The organism is Nonomuraea sp. NBC_00507, assembly GCF_036013525.1.
In the GTDB taxonomy this organism is placed as follows: domain Bacteria; phylum Actinomycetota; class Actinomycetes; order Streptosporangiales; family Streptosporangiaceae; genus Nonomuraea.
This window is the reverse complement of sequence record NZ_CP107853.1, coordinates 10,196,707-10,214,158: the sequence shown is the minus strand read 5'-3', so window position 1 is coordinate 10,214,158 and position 17,452 is coordinate 10,196,707. Positions and strand designations below refer to the sequence as shown.

Genomic DNA, 17,452 nt, shown 5'->3' with positions numbered 1-17,452 from the left:
GCACCGTCTCCGGACGGACGGACCGAGCCCGGCCCGTCCGGAGACGACGCTTCTTACCCAGCGGCGGGCGCGTAGTTGTAGATCGACGGGATGTTCTGGTCCTTCTGCAGCGTCACGTTGACGGGGCCGGCCACGAAGTACTGCTCCTCGATGAACAGCCAGGGGTCGAACCAGACGTTGTCGACGAGGAACTTGTTGATCTCACCGATGATCTTGGCGTGGTCCTTCTCGGCCGCGGCCGGGTAGGACTGGATCAGCTGGGACAACTTCGGGTCGGTCGTGTGCAGCGGATTCCAGGTGGCCTTCTCGACGAGATAGTTGTTGATCACTTTCCAGTCTGTCGGCCCCGCGCCGAAGATCGCGGGGGACATCGCATACTTGCCGCTCTGCAGGCCCGCGAAGTATTGCGGGATCGTGCCGAGGTTCTTGAATGTGACGCGAATGCCGAGGGCGCCGAGGCTGTTCTTGTAGTTCTCCATCGCGGCGGGCGTGGTGTTCGCGTTGATCGGCAGGGTCAGGTCGAAGCCGCCCGCATAACCCGCCTCCGCCATGAGCTTCTTCGCGCCGGCGACGTCGTAGGCGTAGGCGTTGTTGAGCGCTTCGTCGTATCCGGGGGAGGCCTGCCGGAAGATCTGCGTGTTGGGCACGCCGGTGTCCGCCATCAAGGCTTTCCGGATCTGCGGCACGTTGAACGACATCGCTATCGCGCGGCGAACCCGCTTGTCCCCGAGCGCTGGGACGATCGAACCCGTGCGGTCGTAGAAGATCGTGCCCGTCCACGAGATGTTGCTGTCCGGAGTGAGATGTTTGATACCGGCGGCCGTGGCGGCCTTGCGGTTGTCGGCGCCGGTGAGGTTGGCGGCGTCCACCTGACGGCTCTGGAGCGCGTTCAGCAGCGACACCTCGTCGGGGAAGATCTTGAACACGACCTTGCCGAACTGCTGCAGCTCGGGGTTCCAGTACTGCGGACGCGCGGTGAAGGTGTAAGTCGAGCCCTGCACCGTCGCGGCGGTGTCGAGCACATAGGGCCCCGAGCCGACCGGGGTCGTGGCGAGGCTCTGCGGGTTCTTCAGCGCGGCGGGACTGGCCATGCGACCGGCGGCGTCCGAGAGGTTGTAGAGGATGTCGGGATCGGGCGAGGTGTAGGCCAGTGTGACGGTGTCCGCGTCGACGACCTTGACCGAATCGAGGAGGGCGAGCTCACTCGAGAGGGGACCGGTGCCGTCGTGGAAGTGCTCGATGTTCGCCTTCGCCGCCTCGGCGTCGAAGGGAGTGCCGTCACTGAAGGTGACGTTGGGGCGCAGGTTGAGCGTGACCGACGTGTTGTCGTCGGTGAGTTTCCAGTCGGTCGCCAGCATGGGGGCATAGGTGCCGTCCGGCTTGCGCAGGATGAGTGAGTCATAGGCGGCCTGGGCGTAGGGGACGAAGTTGGCGTCGCCGGCTCCGGCGGGGTCGAACGTCTGCGGTGCGATGATGCTGCCCAGGGTCAGCGTGCTGGTGGCGGCGCCGCTGGGGCTCTGCGGCTCGGCGCCGGCGCAGGCGCCGGCACCCATGGTGACGCCGACAGCGAGAGCCGCTGCGACGACGCTGCGGATGTGCATGAATACTCCCTTGTGTCCGTGGCGCGGTGGCGACGGCTCAGCACCTGACCGTCATGCTTGGAGGACGATCGACCGCATCGCCTGAGCGATGCGGAGCGCCCGGGCGTCGCAGCCGCCGGGCGGTGGCATGCGGCGGACGACGTACCCGAAGCTGATTCCGGTTTCCGGATCGTGGAAGCCGAGCGCGCCGCCCATGCCGTCGTGGCCGAACGCACGGAATCCGCCGAACAGGAGCCCCGGGACGGGCTTCTGGAAGACGATGCCGTAGCGCCGCTCGATCCCGATCACCTCGTCGATGCCGGCCACCTGGGGTTGGGCCAGTTGCGCGATGGTGTCGGCGGAGAGCAGCGGGGCGCCGGTGAGGCCCACGGTGCTCTCCGCGAAGAGGGCCGCGATGCCGCGCGCGGACGCGGTAGCGCCGGCGGCCGGCATGCCGATGGCGCGATCGCGTCGGGCCTGGCGACGACGCTCGTCCTCGTTCGTGGGGGACGCGGCGCCGGCCATCACATGGGCGCCCAGCTGGCCGGGCGTGCGGGGGAAGGGCGGGCCGGCGGAGCCGGCGACCGGGCGCATTGGCAGCAGGTCGAGAGCGCGCGGTTCGAGCTCCTCGGGAAGCCCTAGATAGAAGTCGAGGCCACGCGGCCCGCGGATCTCCTGCTCGTAGAACTCGGCGAGGGTACGGCCGGTGATGCGGCGCACGATCTCGGAGCCGAGGATGCCGATGGTCACGGCGTGGTAGCCGAAGGCGGAGCCGGGATGCCAGAGCGGGCGCTGCGCGGCGAGCAGTTCGGCACCACGGACGGTGTCGGCGAGCTCGTCGCGGGTCAGTCCGGGCACGGTCTGCGGCAGGCCGGCTTGGTGGGAGAGCAGTTGGCGGACGGTGATCGCGGCTTTGCCGGCGGCGGCGAACTCGGGCCAGTAGCGAGCCACGGGGGCGTCCAGGTCGAGACGGCCGTGTTCGAGGAGGAGGCCGATGCTCATGGCGATCGTGCTCTTCGACACGGAGTAGGGGATGAGCAGGCTCTCGCGGGTGATCTCGGGGCCGATCGCGATGTCCAGCACGAGCTCCGTGCCTGCGTAGGCGGCGATCTGGAGGTCGTCGTCGCGGAACTCCCCCCGCTCGGCGATGCCGTCGATGAGTGGGCGGAACGGAGCGGCGACGTACCCGTCGAAGCTCGTCGTGGGGGCGGTCATGCGATGCCTCCCTGCGTTGTCACAGTGGCGTGTGACCAACAGTTAGGGGAAACATACTGACCAGTGGTAAGTATGTCAATGATGCCGGATACGCCGGGCCTTTGCTTGATCAATAAGCTGGAGTCACACATGCCACCTGCCTCGCCGGCGGCCGCCGCTGACACGCTGACTGCGCGGGACGGCGTCCGCTTCAGAGACCTGAACGACAACGGCACGATGGAGCCCTACGAGGACCCGCGACTGTCCACTGCCGAGCGGGTCGCCGACCTCGTGACTCGTCTTTCGCTCGCCGAGAAGGCCGGCCTCATGTTCCACACCCAGGTGGTCGCGACCGCAGACGGCCGGGTCTCGAACGCGCCGATTCGACCGGGCCGCGTGGGCGCCGCCGACCTCGTCGGCGGCAGGCTCATCACGCACCTCAACGTGACCGAGATGCCCGGACCGCGGGAAATGGCGCGCTGGCAGAACGCGGTGCAGGAGCTCGCCGCGCGGAGCCCGCACGGCATCCCGGTCACGCTTTCGACCGACCCGCGACACGGATTCGGGCACAACGCGGCCGCTTCCTTCGCGGCAACCGACTTCTCCGCCTGGCCCGACCAGATCGGCTTCGCCGCCATCGGCGACGCCGATCTCGTCCGCCGATTCGGCGACGTCGCACGACGCGAGTACCTCGCTCTCGGCCTCCGGGCGGCGCTGCATCCCTCGGTCGACCTCGCGACCGAGCCACGCTGGGCACGCCAGTACACGACCTTCGGCCAGGACGGCGAGCTCGCCGGCCGCCTCGTCGTCGCGTACCTGGAGGGTTTTCAGGGCGCGACCCTCGGTCCCGGCAGCGTCGCCTGCATCACCAAGCACTTCCCCGGCGGCGGGCCGCAGCGCGACGGCGAGGACCCCCACTTCCCTTACGGGCGCGAGCAGATATACCCCGGCGGGCGCTTCGACGAGCACCTCGCGCCCTTCCGCGCGGCGATCGCCGCCGGCACCGCCGGCCTCATGCCGTACTACGGGATACCGATGGGCCTCGAGTGGGAAGGCGAGCCGATCGAGGAGATCGGCTTCGGTTTCAACCGGCAGATCATCACCGGCCTCCTGCGCGAGCGTCTCGGCTACGACGGCGTGGTGTGCAGTGACTGGGGACTCGTCACCGACGCGCTGTCGGCCGACGGGAGCCGCATCCTGCCCGCGCGGGCCTGGGGCGCCGAAGAGCTCACGCCGCGCGAGCGCGTACGTCGCATCGTGGAGGCGGGGTGCGACCAGATCGGCGGCGAGGAGTGCGTCGACCTCCTCATCGACCTCGTCGAAAGCGGCGACATTCCCGAGTCACGGATCGACGAGTCCGCGCGCCGGCTGCTCGCGGTGAAGTTCGATCTCGGGCTGTTCGACAATCCGTTCGTCTGCGAGGACGGGGCCGCCGCCGTCGTCGGCGCGCCGCAGTTCGTCGCCGAGGGGCTGGCCGCCCAGGCTCGCGCCATGGTGGCGCTCACCCCGCTCGACGCGTTGCCGGTGCAGCCTGCGCGGCTCTACCTCGACGGCCTCGACCCGACGGCTGTGGCAGGGGTCGCCGACGTCGTCCACGATCCGCGCGACGCCGACCTGATCGTGGTCCGGGTCGCGGCGCCGTGGGAAGCCCGCGACACGTACATGCTGGAAAGCGGCTTCCACGCCGGCAGGCTCGAGTTCGCCGAAGCCGACATCGCCCGGATCCTCGATCTCGCGGCGGTGGCGCCGACGGCTCTCGTGGTGGGGCTGGACCGGCCCGCGATCCTCACCCCGTTCCTCGACGCCGGACTCACCTTGCTGGCCGAGTTCGGCGCCTCCGATCGTGCGGTGCTCGACGTCGTCCTCGGCGTGGCGAAGCCGCAGGGACGGCTGCCGTTCGACCTGCCACGCTCGATGGCCGCCGTCGAGACGAGCCTCCCCGACGTACCCGGGGACACCGCCGACGCATTGTTCCGCGCCGGATACGCTGCCAGCAGCACCGCCGGGATCACACGGACCTGAGATGAAGGGAACACTGTTGCCCGACAGGGAAGCGCCCACACCGTCGCGCCCCCGCCCCTATGAGAGCCCCGGCCCTTATGAGAAGGGGCGGGCGAAGCGCCGGGAGATTCTCGACGCCGCGCTGGAATTGATCGCCGTGAACGGCTATGGCAACACGAGCGTGCAGCAGATCGCCGACGCGGCGAACCTGACCAAGGCAGGCCTGCTCTACCACTTCGGCTCGAAGGAGAACCTCCTGACCGAGGTGCTCCGTCGCCGCGACGAACGTGACGTCGCCGCCTTCACGAACAGCGACGCCGCCGAACCGCGCATCACCCGCATCGTCCGGCACAACAGCGAGGTGCCCGGCCTCGTGGAGCTGTACTCGGCGCTGATCCAGGAAGGAGTCGACCCCGAGCACCCCGCACACGACTTCTTCAGTGAGCGTTTCCGCCGGGTCACCGGAAACGTGCGCGCCGACATCGGGCACGCCGTGGACGCAGGCGAACTGCGGCAGGGGCTCGACGCCGAGATGCTGTCCCGCATCCTGATCGCGGTCGCGGACGGTCTCCAGCAGCAGTGGCAGTACGACCGCTCGATCGACATGGCAGCGCATCTCGACTACCTGTGGTCGCTGCTCGGCACGGCACCGGCTCGGGACATCGACGTGCCTGAGGATCCCGCCAAGGGGACCGGCACCCCGGGCGGCACCCCGGGCGGCACCCCGGGCGGCACCCCGGGCGGCACCCCGGGTGGCACGGCATGAACGGCCGGGGATTCGGGCCGCGCACTCTGCTCGCCGACCTCCTCGACCACGCCGAGGCCCGCGGCATCATCCGGCGCGCGTTGCCCGGGGTCGTGAACTCGCCACTGCTCATTCAGTTGCGCCGGCGCTCCCTCGGCGACATCACGGCCGCCGGCCCGTACGCCCGGCTCACCTCCGCACAGCTCGACGACCTGTGGCGCGAGCTTGCCGCACTCGATTCCGGTGACCCACACGTACGCTCCGATCCGCCGCCGATCGCGCCGGATCCCCGCTACGAGCCGACCGGCACGCCTCGCGGTTCGGCCGAAGTGATCTCCGCACCCGCCGCGGGCGAGGTGTGGGCGACCTGGGAGCTCGCACTCGCCGGACCCAGCCACGGCAATCCGTTCGTCGACGTCGAGGTGCACGCACGCGTCACCGCCCCCGACGGGTCGGCACGCCGGCTCGGCGGCTTCTACGACGGCGACGGGATCTGGCGCATCCGGCTGCTGCCCGACCAGGCCGGACGCTGGGTCGTCACAACGGAGGCGACCACGCCCTCCCTCGACGGCGTCACCGTGGAGCTCACCGCGGTGGCCGGTACGGGCCGAGGGCCGGTCCGGGTGGCCGGCCGGTATCACTTCGCGCACGCGGACGGCACTCCTCATCTGCCGCTCGGCACGACCGCGTACGCCTGGACGCACCAGAGCGAAGCGCTGCAGGAACAGACCTTGCGCACGCTTGCCGGCTCGCCCTTCACCAAGATCCGGATGGGGATCTTCCCGAAGTCGTATCTCTTCAACGCCAATGAGCCTCCGCTCTATCCGTTCGAGCCGGACGGCGACGGCGGGTGGGACTTCACGCGCTTCAACCCCGCCTACTTCCGTGCTTTCGAGCGTCGGATCGCGGATCTTGCGGTGATCGGCGTCGAGGCCGATGTCATCCTGTTTCACGCCTACGATCGCTGGGGCTTCTCCGACATGGGCACCGCCGCGGACGACCGCTACATCCGCTACGTGGTCCGGAGATTGTCGGCGTTGCCGAATGTCTGGTGGTCGCTCGCGAACGAATACGACCTGCTGTCCTCGAAGACCGCCGACGACTGGGAGCGGCTGGCCGCGATCGTCGTCGAGGAGGACCCGGTCGGGCACCTGTTCTCGATCCACAACTGCTTCGGCTTCTACGACTACGGCCGGCCGTGGGTCACCCACGCGAGTGTGCAGCGCATCGACGTCTACCGCACCGCCGAGAACACCGACCAGTGGCGTGAGCAGTGGGGCAAACCCGTCGTCATCGATGAGTGCGCCTACGAAGGCGACATCGACCAAGGATGGGGCAACATCACCGGTGAGGAGATGACCCGGCGCTTCTGGGAGGGCGCGGTACGCGGCGGCTACGTCGGACACGGGGAGACCTACCTCAACGATCGCGAAGAGCTGTGGTGGTCGAAGGGCGGCGAACTCGTCGGCTCGAGCCCGGATCGGATCGCCTTCCTCAAGCAGATCATCGCGGAATCACCGACCGGCGTGCTCGACCCGCTGCCGAGTGACTGGGACACCCCCTGGGGCGGCGTGGCATCGCGCTATTTGATCGCCTACTTCGGCTTCAACCGGCCGTCCTACCGCGATATCACGATGGAGCCCGGCACGGTCTGGACGGTCGACGTGATCGACACGTGGAACATGACGGTCGAAACGCTGCCCGGCACCTACTCGGGCAGCTTCCGGGTCCCCCTGCCGGCGCGCCAATACATGGCGCTCCGGCTCGTCGCGGCGGACCCTTCCGGGGCTTCGTCCAGGTCGTAGGCGTAGATCCAGCCGTTCGCCACCAAGGGGTCCGCGTCGGCGAAGGACTTGTCGCGGGCCTGTTGTTCCGGCCCGTCGGGCAGGTGGTTGATGAGCGCCCGCGCGTGGCTCACCTCCTGCAACCTGCGGGTCCGGGGGATCCGCAGCGTCTCGTACCGCCGCAGAGCCTGGGAGGGGTCGCCCGGTTCGCCGGCGAGGCAGCGGGCGAGCACGGCGGCGTCCTCGATGGCCTGGGCCGCCCCCTGCCCGAAGAAGGGGAACATCGGGTGGGCCGCGTCGCCGAGGAGGGTCACCGCGCCCTTGCTCCACCGCCGCAGCGGTGCCCGGTCCAGCAGGGCCCACCGTCCGGGCGTCCCACCCGCCTGGATGAGCTCGGTGAGCCGCGGATCCCAGCCTTCGAACTCGGCCAGGAACTCCTCCACCGTCGCGGTCGCGGTCCACGACTCGACGGCGTCGTCCCCGGCGGGAGCGAACGCGACGAGGTTCACGAACCGTCCCGCCGAGACGGGGTAGTGCACCAGATGGTGGCCGGGCCCGATCCAGAGTGTCTGGGCGTTGCGCCGGGAGAAGGCCGGGGCGCGCTCGGACGGCACGAGGGCGCGGAAGGCGCAGATTCCGGAGTAGGCGGCCGGCGAGGATTCGGCGATCGTGCTGCGCACGACGGAGTGGATCCCGTCCGCTCCGATCACCACGTCGGGCTCGACGATCTCGCCGTCCGCGAAGCGCAGCACCGGCCGGCCGTCGCCGCGGGTGGTGAGATCGACGCATCGCTTGCCGAGGCGAATGCCGCTGTCGGGGACGGCTGATCTCAGCACGTGCAGGAGGTCGGCACGATGCGCGGTGTAGGTGTGCTCGCCGTACAGCTGCTCGCAGGCCGCGGCGAGATCTTCGGCGGACAGCACCGTGCCGTCCTGCCAGCGGCGGAACTCCCAGCCGATCTCGAGTCGTACGGCATGGCGCAGGAAGTCGTCGAGGACACCGAGCCGGCGGAGCAATCGGGCCGCGTTCGGCGCCACCACCAGCCCCGCACCCACCTCCTTCAGCTGCGACGCCTGTTCGTAGATGGTGGCGGAGATCCCTTCACGACGAAGGAAGGCGCCGGCCGCGAGTCCGCCGATCCCACCTCCCAGGATCGCGATCCTTAGGTTCTTCACCCCTGCGCCGACCATCTGCTCGCACTCCGCTTCCGCCGTGGCCACCGCGCCTGCCCGGCACGCCGATGGCGTCATGGTGCCCCACTGCGCCGCTCCAGCGGACCGGCGTGTTCATTCAATGAACATGCCTGTTAGGGTGCCGCTACCCGATGAGCCGAGGGGGTCGCGCACGGCATGCCTCGAACGCGTGAGCCGGGGCGGACGGTGAGCTCGCGCCTGTTGGAGATCCTCTTCGCCTTCCAGCCTGACCATCCTGACCTGAGCCTGGCCGATCTGGTGCGCATGACCGGCATTCCGCACCCGACCGTGCGTCGCCTTGCCATGGAACTGCTCGCGGCGGGCGCTCTCGAGCGCCGGGAGGACGGGCGGTTCACGGTCGGCCTGCGGTTGTGGCAGCTCGGGACGCTGGCACCGCTGACCGAGTCGTTGCGGACGCTGGCCCAGCCGTTCATGGAGGACCTCCACAGCACGCTTCGCCAGCATGTGCAACTGGCCGTCCTCGAAGGACACGAGGCACTGATCATCCAGCGGCTCTCCGCACCGCACGCTCTGGGCCTGGTCTCGCACGTCGGCGGGCGGCTGCCGCTGCATTGCTCCGGCGTCGGGAAGGTGCTCCTGAGCCATGGCGGACCGGAGCTGATCGAGAGCGTCCTGAACGGCGGGCTTCGCCGCTACACCCTGCGGACGGTGGTCGATCCGGCGGAGCTGCGCCACGAGATCGCGGCGTGCCGCCGGACCGGAGCCGCCGCCGTGCGTGGCGAGCTCACCGAGGGGGCCGACTCGGTGGCCACGCGCATCGTCGACGGCCAGGGGCGGGTGGTCGCGGCGTTGTCGGTGGTGCTCCGCGCGGGCTCGGTCAAGCACCAGGCCGCACTGCCTTCGGTCCTGGCCAGTGGCCTGGGGATCTCGCGGCAGCTCGGCTGGCGTCCCGGCATCCGGATCCGCGAAGGCTGAGCTCTCCCTTCCTCACCACTCCACCGTCGGATGTCCGGTGAACGGACGGTTCAGCACCATGGCGAGAAGGCGCTCCTGGCGGGAGCGCCCCTCATGGCGTCGTCCTGCCGCTGGTCCAGAGCTCTGGCCAGGTCACCTGCGGCTGGTGCTGGCGTTGAACACGTCGTACCTGACCTTGGCCGCGGCGGCGATCTCCGCCTCGGCCAGGTCCTTGGTGGGGGTCAGCTCGAAGACGTCCGGACCGCGGGCGATCTCCGAGCCGTAGACGTGGCCGTTGTAGTAGTACGCGGACCAGATGCCGCCGGTGAACAGCTGGCGTCGGTCTCCCGGCAGCGTGCGCCGGTGCCGCCGCCCCACTCGTCGGTGAAGACGACCTTCTTCCCGTCGTTGCTCAGCGTCGCCGAGTGCCAGTACGCGAAGTTCGGGTCGGAGACCTCGTCCAGCCGGACCGGGTCTGTGGTGTCGAGCAGGATGCCGTCGCCGGCGCAGGCGCCGGCGACCAGGTTGAGCGCAGGGAACGCGGTGAGGTCGTGGCAGGCGCTGGTGACCGGCTGCGGGGACCAGTTGCCGCCGGACGGGTGCGTCGGCGCGGTCAGGTGACCACACGCAGACGCTCGATGGAATCCCACGCGGGAGGCTTCGGCCACCCGCCCCCGCCTGCGGCATCTGGTCCCGCCGAAGCCGGGCCCGCGCCCTCCAGGCCGACGACCGCGCAGGCCAGTAGGTGCTCGCCGGGCGGCAGGTCGCCCTTCAGCGTGGGGATCGTGGTGCGCGGGGCGAACACGTTGGTGCCGGGCAGGGCCGTGATGAGGGCTCCCTCCCGCCGGCCGGACAGGTCCTCGATCGCGCACAGGCCGTTCGGCGAGTCGAGCCTGGCCCGGCCGGGACCGGTGTCGACTCGGGTGGGCGGCCGGTCCCGGTCGACCGCGAAGGCGCCCTCGGCGGTGCGCAGCGCCCGCCCGGTTCTGATCCGGTGCACCCGCACGTGCCACGGGGGCAGCGCCACCAGCCAGGTCTCGATCTCCACGTCATCCCAGGGCGTCCAACGCGCGTGCAGCACGCCGTCGGAGGCGGAGGCGTCGTCGGGCAGCTCGCACGGCCGCCAGTGCTCGCCGTCCTCGCTGAGCGCCAGCGTGCTGTCGAAGGCGCCCTGCTCGAGCTTCAGCGTCCCGGCGGGCACGCTGAAGCCGAAACGCGTGGAATACGCGAACTTGGCGTACTTGGCCGCGCCGTGCCGCGCCCACGGGTTGCGCTGCCCGGCGCTCAGCATCACCACGTGCCGTCCCTCCTCGCAGCGCATCAGCGCCACGCCTGCCTCCGGCTGGGTGCTGACCTCGGGCAGCGGGGGAGCGTCGGCCTCCTTCGCGGCCCAGAACGGATGCTCCGCGGGCAGGGCGAGCGGCAGGAACGCCTTCATGGCCCAGTACGGCGAGCCGGGCGCGTTGTACTGCTCGGCCAGGTGCGGCTGGGGATAGCCGTAGCCGATGGTGAGCAGCCCGGCGGTGTCGCGGATCGGCCGGCGGCCCCACCAGCGCAGGTTCCGCAGCAGGTGCCCCTTGGTCACCTCCCACGGCGGCGCCTCGACACCGGCGAAGGCCAGCGCCCCCCAGAACGCCGACTGCGCGAAGCGGTAGGTCAGGCTCCTGCCGAACGGGACGGCCACCCCCTCGCTGGTGAACCAGTGCTGGAAGTCCTGGGCGAACGTCGCGGCCCGCTCGCGGAAGCGCCCGGCCCTGTCCGGGTCGTCGCCGAGCGCCGCGTAGATGAGGCCGTAGTAGTGCATGGCGAAGGGGATGTAGTAGTCGCGCTGCCACGTGGGCCCGTCGGAGTACCACCCCCGTCCGAGATCGAACTGCTCCAGCCGGTCGAGCCTGGCCCTGTTGGCGTCGTGGTCGTAGGAGACTCCGACGCGGCGGAGCCCGAGCCCCACCATGACCGGGAAGAACATCCAGTTGTTGTTGTTCGGCTCCACGGTGACCGCGTGCCGCAGCCAGGCGGCCACCGTGTCGCGCTGCCGGCCGGTCAGCGGGTCCCAGATCTGCTCGGGGGCCAGGGCGAGCGTCAGGCCGATGGCGGCGGTCTCCACCAGCCGCTGGTTCCGGTCGAAGACCGCGCCCCAGTAGTCAGGGTGATCGGGGTCGGTCCCGGCGGCGAGGCCGGCGCGCCAGAGCTCCCAGTGATCAAACGTCCCGCCGCCGGCCGCCAGCGGCGCCAGCCCCCACAGCGGGCGTGCAAACGCTTCCAGCTCGGAGGCCGCCTGGTCGTAATGCGCCGTGTTGAACCCCAGCCGCAGCCGCCCCCTACCCGGGCTGAACCGGGAGATCAGCGGCTCCACCAGGTCTAGGACCTGACGGCCCAGGTCATCTCGGTCGCTGCCAGTCCGTCCTGCGCGGTCGTCGGTGTCCACAGAGTCTCTCTCCCTTGGAAAGCGCTTTCAGAGAAAGAGTTCCCGCCGCCGCCCTCACTTGTCAACGGCCTGTCGTACGGCTACCCGGCCAGTTCCCTGGTCACCGGGGGTGCGGTGCTGTCGCGGACGTGCAGCTCCATCGACAGGTACACCGGCTCCCCGTCGTGCCCCTCGGTCATGAGCATCTCCAGCATCTCGGCCGCCTGCTTGCCGAGCTGTCCCCGGGGCACCGACACCGTGGTCAGGCTCGTGTGCGCCACGTGGTCCAGCTCGATGTCGTCGAACCCGACCACCGACAGATCCTCGGGAACCCGCACCCCGAGCTCGCGCATCCGGGTCACCGCCCCCAGGGCCACCAGGTCGTTGTAGGTGGTGAGCGCGGTGGCGCCGGTGCCGGGCACCTCGGCGGCGGCCTCGTACCCGGAGTGGCTGGTGGACCCGCACGGCAGGATCGTGACGGAGAGGCCGAACGCCTTGGCCGCCTCCAGCGCCCTGATCCGCTCGGAGTTGGCCCAGGACACCTCGGGCCCGCTCAGGTAGGCGACCCGGCGGTGGCCCAGCTGCGCCAGGTGGCCGCAGATCAGCATCATCCCGCCGAAGAAGTCGGCGGAGACGGCGGGCGCGGCCAGGCCGGAGACTATCCGGTCGAGCAGGACGAGCGGATGGTCCCGGGCGGTCAGGCCGACCAGGTCGGAGCGCTCCATGCGGGGGGAGCAGAGCAGCACCCCGTCGCAGCTGCGCATCAGGTCCTCGACCAGGTCGTGCTCGATCGCGGGGTCCTCGTCCGACTCCATGACCATGACGCGGCGCCCGTGGGAGCGGGCGACGTCCGAGACGGCCTTGAGCACCTCGGGAAAGTAGGGGTTGGCCAGGTCGGGCACCAGCACGCCGATCGTGCCCCACTCTCCGCGGGCGAGCCCCTGCGCCGCGGCGTTGGGCCGGTAGCCCAGCTGCCTGACCGCGTCGTGGACGCGCGCCGCCAGCAAGGGGTCGACCTTGGCCGTGCCATTGAGCACGCGGGAGACCGTCGAGACCGACACCTCCGCCGCCGCCCCGACGTCGCTGATCGTCACCCGGGTCGAGCGGCCCTGCCGCAGATTACGCACCTGCTCCTCCTACCCCCGTGAAGCGGCCATCAGCCGAGCAGCCCGCGCAGATGATCCAGATCCCGCCGTACGGCCGCCGCCGGGTCGGCCGCCGGATAGTGGACGTGCAGTGACAGGGCTCCGGTGTAGCCACGTGCGCGCAGACCAGAGATGATCTCCGGCCAGCGGACGACGCCCCCGTCTGCAAACGGTTGCCACTCGCACACCCAGCCGTCCGCAGTGGATCGCCAGACGGCGTTCTTCACTCCCATGCAGGCCATCCGATCGCCCAGCAGATCGACATTGAGTGCCCATGCCTCGCTGCCCTCCTTGGCCTGGTTGCCGGGGTCGGCATAGAAGCGCACGTCGTTCAGGTCGCCTGCGAGCGCGAGGGCGAGCGAGGCGGATGGATGGATCGTACCGTGATGCAGCTGGAGCGCCAGCTGTACACCGTGCCGGGCGGCGAGGCCGGCCAGGCGGACCAGCGCGGCCCTGGACTCCGCCAACCGGCGGTGGTATCCGGCGGCGGGGTCGTAGCGGTAGAAGCCCGCACGCACGAGGGGGACACCGGTCTCGCCGCAGGCTGCGATGATCCGTTCGGCGTCCGCATCGGCGTCGAGCAGGTCGGTGGTGACGACGTCGAGGGTGAGCCCGCGGCGCTCGAGCTCCGCGGCGACGACGGCGATGCCGCCGGGCTCGGCGGGGCTGACCGTCTGCCCCTCACGCACGACGAGGTCCGCCCCGTCGGCGCCCACCGAGGCCAGGGCCTCGGCCAGCCGGGCGGCATCGATGGGACCGAAGGGCTTGGTGAAGGCAAGCAGGTGCACACGTACTCCTCGTGGTCAGAAAGCGCTTGTAGATCTTCGTTTCAAGGCTGCCGATTGCCGCAACCCTGTCGCGACCCTACCGCCGCGATCCGCCGGAAAATGCCTGTATATCCGCTTGTTCTGGGTAACGGCGAGCTGTAACAGCCGTCGACGACAGGTCTTCGCCGACCGAGCATCGATCTGAAACCGCTTTCTCACAAGTCTTGAATCGAGTTATGAGCCGGGTTACTCTCGACAAACCTCGGGCAAGCGCTTTCCCGTCTGTCCGAGCACCCCTCTGGCCTCCGCCTCTTAGGGAGGGCTCCATGAATCCTCATCGGCGTGGCACCGCCGCGATCATCACCGCAGCCATCGCGTCACTACTCGTGGCGGCGTGCGGCACATCGACCAACAGCAGCAGTAGCGGCAGCGGTGGTACGCAGACCACGCTGAAGATCTGGGACTTCTCCGCCGAACAGGTGCAATTCCACAAGGATGTTGGCGCGCAGTTCACCAAGGAACATCCCAACATCACGATCGAGTGGCGCTCGATCACCCAGGCCGACTACATGAAGACCCTGCCTCTGGCCTTCCAGAGCAACCAGGCGCCGGACATGTTCTACTGGAACGCCGCCGGGCTGTCGGAACTGCTGGACCAGAAGTGGATCCGCCCGCTCAGCCCGAGCGGGACCGTCCCCGCCGACTTCACCAAGCGCTGGCCGGACGGATCCTTCCTGGAAGGCATCAACATGCAGGACGGGAAGACGTACGGCTTCCCGTTCACGGAGAACCTCTACTGGGGCTCCGGCTACATGTTCCTCAACAAGCAGGTCTTCCAGCAGGCCGGGCTGGACGTCAACAACCCGCCCAAGACCTGGACCGACCTCAAGAACGCCTGCGCGCAGATCAAGGCCAAGACCAAGGCGGAGTGCATCGCCGCGCCCACCAAGGGCGAGGACATGCAGCGGATCTGGTACGGGCTGCTCAGCAGCGTCTCGACCTCGTCGACCGACTTCTTCGACTACAAGACGGGCAAGTTCAACCTGACCGAGCCCGGGCAGCTGAAGACCTTCGCCTTCATCCAGGAGCTCAAGAAGGCCGGGTACCTGGCGCCGGGCACCAACGACAAGAACTTCTCCCGCCAGCAGTTCGCCGCCGGGCAGGCCGGCATCTACTTCGACGGCACCTGGATGCTGAGCGTGTGGGACAGCCAGGGCTTCAGCAGCGACAACTACGTGGTGGCGCCGCGCGTCGACCCGGACGAGGGGCAGGCCGGCGCGGGCGGCCGCACGTACGACGGCAACAAGTACTGGGTCAGCTCGCAGACCAAGCATCCCGACGCCGCCTGGACGTTCATCCAATGGATGACCGACCCGAACGGCTACTTCGTCCAGCAGTACTACAAGAACGCCTTCGGCACGCTGTCCTACGTCGACAACCAGAAGATGGTCACCCATCCGGTGCTCAAGCAGATCATGGAGATCGGCTCGAAGCCGGGCTACCGGGTCCAGCTCCCCGAGCCGCTGCTCAAGTGCCCCGACATCGCCAAATCCAAGGCGTACGTCAACGCGCTGACGAAGACCCCCGACGCGGAGTGGGAGGCCATGAACGAGGCGCTGGTCAGCGGCCAGCCTCTGGCGTCCGTGGGCGCCGCCGTCGTCAAGCAGCGGCAGACCGCCTTGGAGGAAGGGCTCAAACAGGAGGCGGCCAGCGGCCTGAAGGTGTCGATGGACTGCTACACCTTCCCTGACTGGGACACCACGAAGGACTACACCTCGGACATGTACAAGAGCTAAGACCGGACGGCGCCGTCGGCCACGCGCCGGCGGCGTGCCCTTCCCTTCGTGAGGACATCCATGACAACCATCGCCCCTGCCCCCGGCAGGGAGAGGGTGACGGAGAGCGACCGGTCGCCCGCCGAGCGTGTGCCTGAACGCGTCGATCACTCCCGCGAGCGCGTCCGCGGCCTCGACACGGTCTGGCTGCTCGTCTTCCTGGCCCCCTTCCTCCTGCTCTACCTCAGCTTCACCATCTGGCCGCTGATCGCGACGATCTACTACTCCTTCTTCGACTGGTCGGGCATCGGCCCGATCGAGCCTTTCGTCGGGACCCGCAACTACAGCACGATCCTGGCCGATCCGCTGTTCTGGGTCTCAGTGGTCAACACGCTCGTCTTCGCCCTGCTGACGACCGCCATCAAGCTTCCGATCTCGCTGGTGGCGGCGATCCTGCTCACCCGAAAGTGGCTGCGCGGCAAGCCGTTCTTCCGGACCGTGTTCTTCGCGCCGCTCATCATCCCCGTCGCCATGGCAGGCCTGGTCTTCACCTACCTGCTCAACCCGTCCAACGGCGCGCTGAACGCGATCCTGCGTGACTTCGGCCTGGTCGACCAGGGGTTCGACGTGTTCGCCAACCGGTGGAGCGCGTTGCTCGTGCTCGTGCTCGTCTCGATCTGGCAGATCTTCGGCCAGTACATGATCTACTGGATGGCGGCGCTGCAGAACGTGCCGGACGAGCTCTACGAGGCGGCCGCCATCGACGGCGCGAGCGAGTGGAAGAAACTCACCCGCATCACGCTGCCGATCATCAGGCCGGTCGCCGTGATCATCACCCTGCTCGGCCTGGTGAACGCCATGCACGTCTTCGGGCTGGTCGTCACGCTCACTGCGGGCGGGCCCGGCACCAGCACCTACGTGGTGTCCTACTTCATCTACCAGAACGCCTTCGGCAGGGTTCCGTTCGCCTACGGCTACGCCTCGGCCGCGGCGCTGCTGTTCTCCGTCATCGCCTTCGTCCTGGTCTCCGCTCAGGGCCTCGCGGTCCGCCGGGCGCAGCGGCTCAGGAAGGAGTACGGCGTCTGATGACGACGATCACTCAGGCCGCCCGGCGCAGCCACACCGTGCGGGGCAACCTCATCGCCCTGCCGATCCTGCTGGTCATCGGGCTCGTGTGGGCCTATCCCTTCCTGTGGACGATCTCGGCCGCGTTCAAGACCCAGGCCGGGATGTTCACCAGCGGCGCGAGCCTCGTGCCGGACCAGCTCAACTTCGACAACTTCGTACGGGCCTGGGTCAACGCCGGTTTCTCCGGATACTTCTTCAACACGGTGCTCTACTCGGTCGTCTCGACCTTCATCGAGCTGGTCAAGGCGGCCTTGTGCGGCTATGTGCTGGCCAGGTACGAGTTCCCAGGGCGCACCCTGCTCTACCGGATGATCGTGGGGACCCTGTTCATCCCGGTCGCCTCGATCATCGTCCCGCAGTTCGTGCTGATCGAGAACCTCGGCCTGCTGAACACACGGGCCGGGGTCATCCTGGCCATGTCCGGCGGCGCCGGCGCCCTCTACGTCCTGCTGTTCGTGGGGTTCTTCTCCAGCGTCCCGGCCGACCTGTTCGAGGCGGCCAAGCTCGACGGGGCCGGCTTCCTCAAGACGTTCGGCCTCATCCTCCCGCTGGCCAAACCGGTCATCGCGGTGGTGGTCATCTTCCAGTTCATCAGCAGCTGGAACGAGTTCAACATCCCGCTGGTGTTCACGCTCGGCCAGCCCGACCTGCAGAATCTCGCCGTCGGGATGATGTCCTTCCAGGGTGAGTACGCCACCGACTGGACCGGGTTCGCCGCGGGAATGACGATCTCGTTCCTGCCGATGCTGATGATCTTCCTCTTCTTCCAGAACTACTTCACGCGCGGCCTGGCCGGCGCCACGAAGGGGTGACAATCC

General features: G+C 69.0%; 15 protein-coding genes. 8 read left to right on the top strand and 7 right to left on the bottom strand.

The window, feature by feature from the left end:
- Positions 1–53: 53 nt before the first annotated feature.
- On the bottom strand, positions 54–1,601 hold the full coding sequence (locus OHA25_RS49030) for an ABC transporter substrate-binding protein (protein WP_327583711.1): 1,548 nt from the start codon (positions 1,599–1,601) through the stop codon (positions 54–56).
- Positions 1,602–1,652: 51 nt separating this feature from the next.
- Positions 1,653–2,795, bottom strand: coding sequence for a serine hydrolase domain-containing protein (locus OHA25_RS49025; protein ID WP_327583710.1), 1,143 nt, complete (start codon positions 2,793–2,795; stop codon positions 1,653–1,655).
- A gap of 129 nt (positions 2,796–2,924) precedes the next feature.
- On the opposite strand from OHA25_RS49025, the gene OHA25_RS49020 reads away from it, so the two are divergent.
- The 3 genes from OHA25_RS49020 to OHA25_RS49010 are packed head-to-tail and all read left to right on the top strand — an operon-like array spanning position 2,925 to position 7,325.
- Positions 2,925–4,796 carry a glycoside hydrolase family 3 protein gene (locus tag OHA25_RS49020; RefSeq protein ID WP_327583709.1) on the top strand — a complete coding sequence of 624 codons (1,872 nt, stop codon included), beginning with the start codon at positions 2,925–2,927 and terminating at the stop codon, positions 4,794–4,796.
- Position 4,797: 1 nt separating this feature from the next.
- Entirely contained in the window at positions 4,798–5,541 is a 744-nt protein-coding gene (locus OHA25_RS49015) for a TetR/AcrR family transcriptional regulator (protein WP_327583708.1), read from the top strand.
- On the top strand, positions 5,538–7,325 hold the full coding sequence (locus OHA25_RS49010; protein WP_327583707.1) for a DUF5605 domain-containing protein: 1,788 nt from the start codon (positions 5,538–5,540) through the stop codon (positions 7,323–7,325). Before OHA25_RS49015 ends, OHA25_RS49010 begins: the two co-directional genes overlap by 4 nt.
- Here the strand turns inward: OHA25_RS49010 and OHA25_RS49005 are convergent.
- Complete coding sequence (locus tag OHA25_RS49005; RefSeq protein ID WP_327583706.1) at positions 7,229–8,524, bottom strand: FAD-dependent monooxygenase; 1,296 nt, start codon at positions 8,522–8,524, stop codon at positions 7,229–7,231. The genes OHA25_RS49010 and OHA25_RS49005 overlap by 97 nt on opposite strands.
- 159 nt (positions 8,525–8,683) lie before the next feature.
- Here OHA25_RS49005 and OHA25_RS49000 point away from each other — a divergent pair, with 159 nt between their 5' ends.
- Positions 8,684–9,433, top strand: a complete 750-nt coding sequence (locus OHA25_RS49000; RefSeq protein WP_327583705.1) for an IclR family transcriptional regulator — start codon at positions 8,684–8,686, stop codon at positions 9,431–9,433.
- A gap of 132 nt (positions 9,434–9,565) precedes the next feature.
- On the opposite strand, the gene OHA25_RS48995 is transcribed toward OHA25_RS49000, so the two are convergent.
- Entirely contained in the window at positions 9,566–9,790 is a 225-nt protein-coding gene (locus OHA25_RS48995) for a hypothetical protein (protein WP_327583704.1), read from the bottom strand.
- Positions 9,791–9,796: 6 nt separating this feature from the next.
- Between OHA25_RS48995 and OHA25_RS48990 the strand changes: the two genes are divergently transcribed.
- A complete protein-coding gene (locus tag OHA25_RS48990) occupies positions 9,797–10,033 on the top strand; it encodes a hypothetical protein (RefSeq protein WP_327583703.1) in 237 nt (78 codons plus the stop codon).
- Here OHA25_RS48990 and OHA25_RS48985 read toward each other — a convergent pair.
- The 3 genes from OHA25_RS48985 to OHA25_RS48975 form a co-directional block, all read right to left on the bottom strand.
- Positions 10,026–11,840, bottom strand: coding sequence for a DUF2264 domain-containing protein (locus OHA25_RS48985; protein WP_327583702.1), 1,815 nt, complete (start codon positions 11,838–11,840; stop codon positions 10,026–10,028). The genes OHA25_RS48990 and OHA25_RS48985 overlap by 8 nt on opposite strands.
- Positions 11,841–11,920: 80 nt before the next feature.
- The gene (locus OHA25_RS48980; RefSeq protein WP_305916166.1) at positions 11,921–12,946 is read right to left on the bottom strand and encodes a LacI family DNA-binding transcriptional regulator; all 1,026 of its coding nucleotides are present in this window, start codon (positions 12,944–12,946) and stop codon (positions 11,921–11,923) included.
- A 29-nt stretch (positions 12,947–12,975) separates the two neighbouring features.
- On the bottom strand, positions 12,976–13,752 hold the full coding sequence (locus tag OHA25_RS48975; protein WP_327583701.1) for a sugar phosphate isomerase/epimerase family protein: 777 nt from the start codon (positions 13,750–13,752) through the stop codon (positions 12,976–12,978).
- Positions 13,753–14,057: 305 nt separating this feature from the next.
- Between OHA25_RS48975 and OHA25_RS48970 the strand changes: the two genes are divergently transcribed.
- The 3 genes from OHA25_RS48970 to OHA25_RS48960 are packed head-to-tail and all read left to right on the top strand — an operon-like array spanning position 14,058 to position 17,446.
- Positions 14,058–15,527, top strand: a complete 1,470-nt coding sequence (locus tag OHA25_RS48970) for an ABC transporter substrate-binding protein (protein ID WP_327583700.1) — start codon at positions 14,058–14,060, stop codon at positions 15,525–15,527.
- A 60-nt stretch (positions 15,528–15,587) separates the two neighbouring features.
- Positions 15,588–16,592 carry a carbohydrate ABC transporter permease gene (locus OHA25_RS48965; protein WP_327583699.1) on the top strand — a complete coding sequence of 335 codons (1,005 nt, stop codon included), beginning with the start codon at positions 15,588–15,590 and terminating at the stop codon, positions 16,590–16,592.
- Positions 16,592–17,446, top strand: a complete 855-nt coding sequence (locus tag OHA25_RS48960) for a carbohydrate ABC transporter permease (RefSeq protein WP_305916170.1) — start codon at positions 16,592–16,594, stop codon at positions 17,444–17,446. Before OHA25_RS48965 ends, OHA25_RS48960 begins: the two co-directional genes overlap by 1 nt.
- The last annotated feature ends 6 nt before the right edge of the window (positions 17,447–17,452 follow it).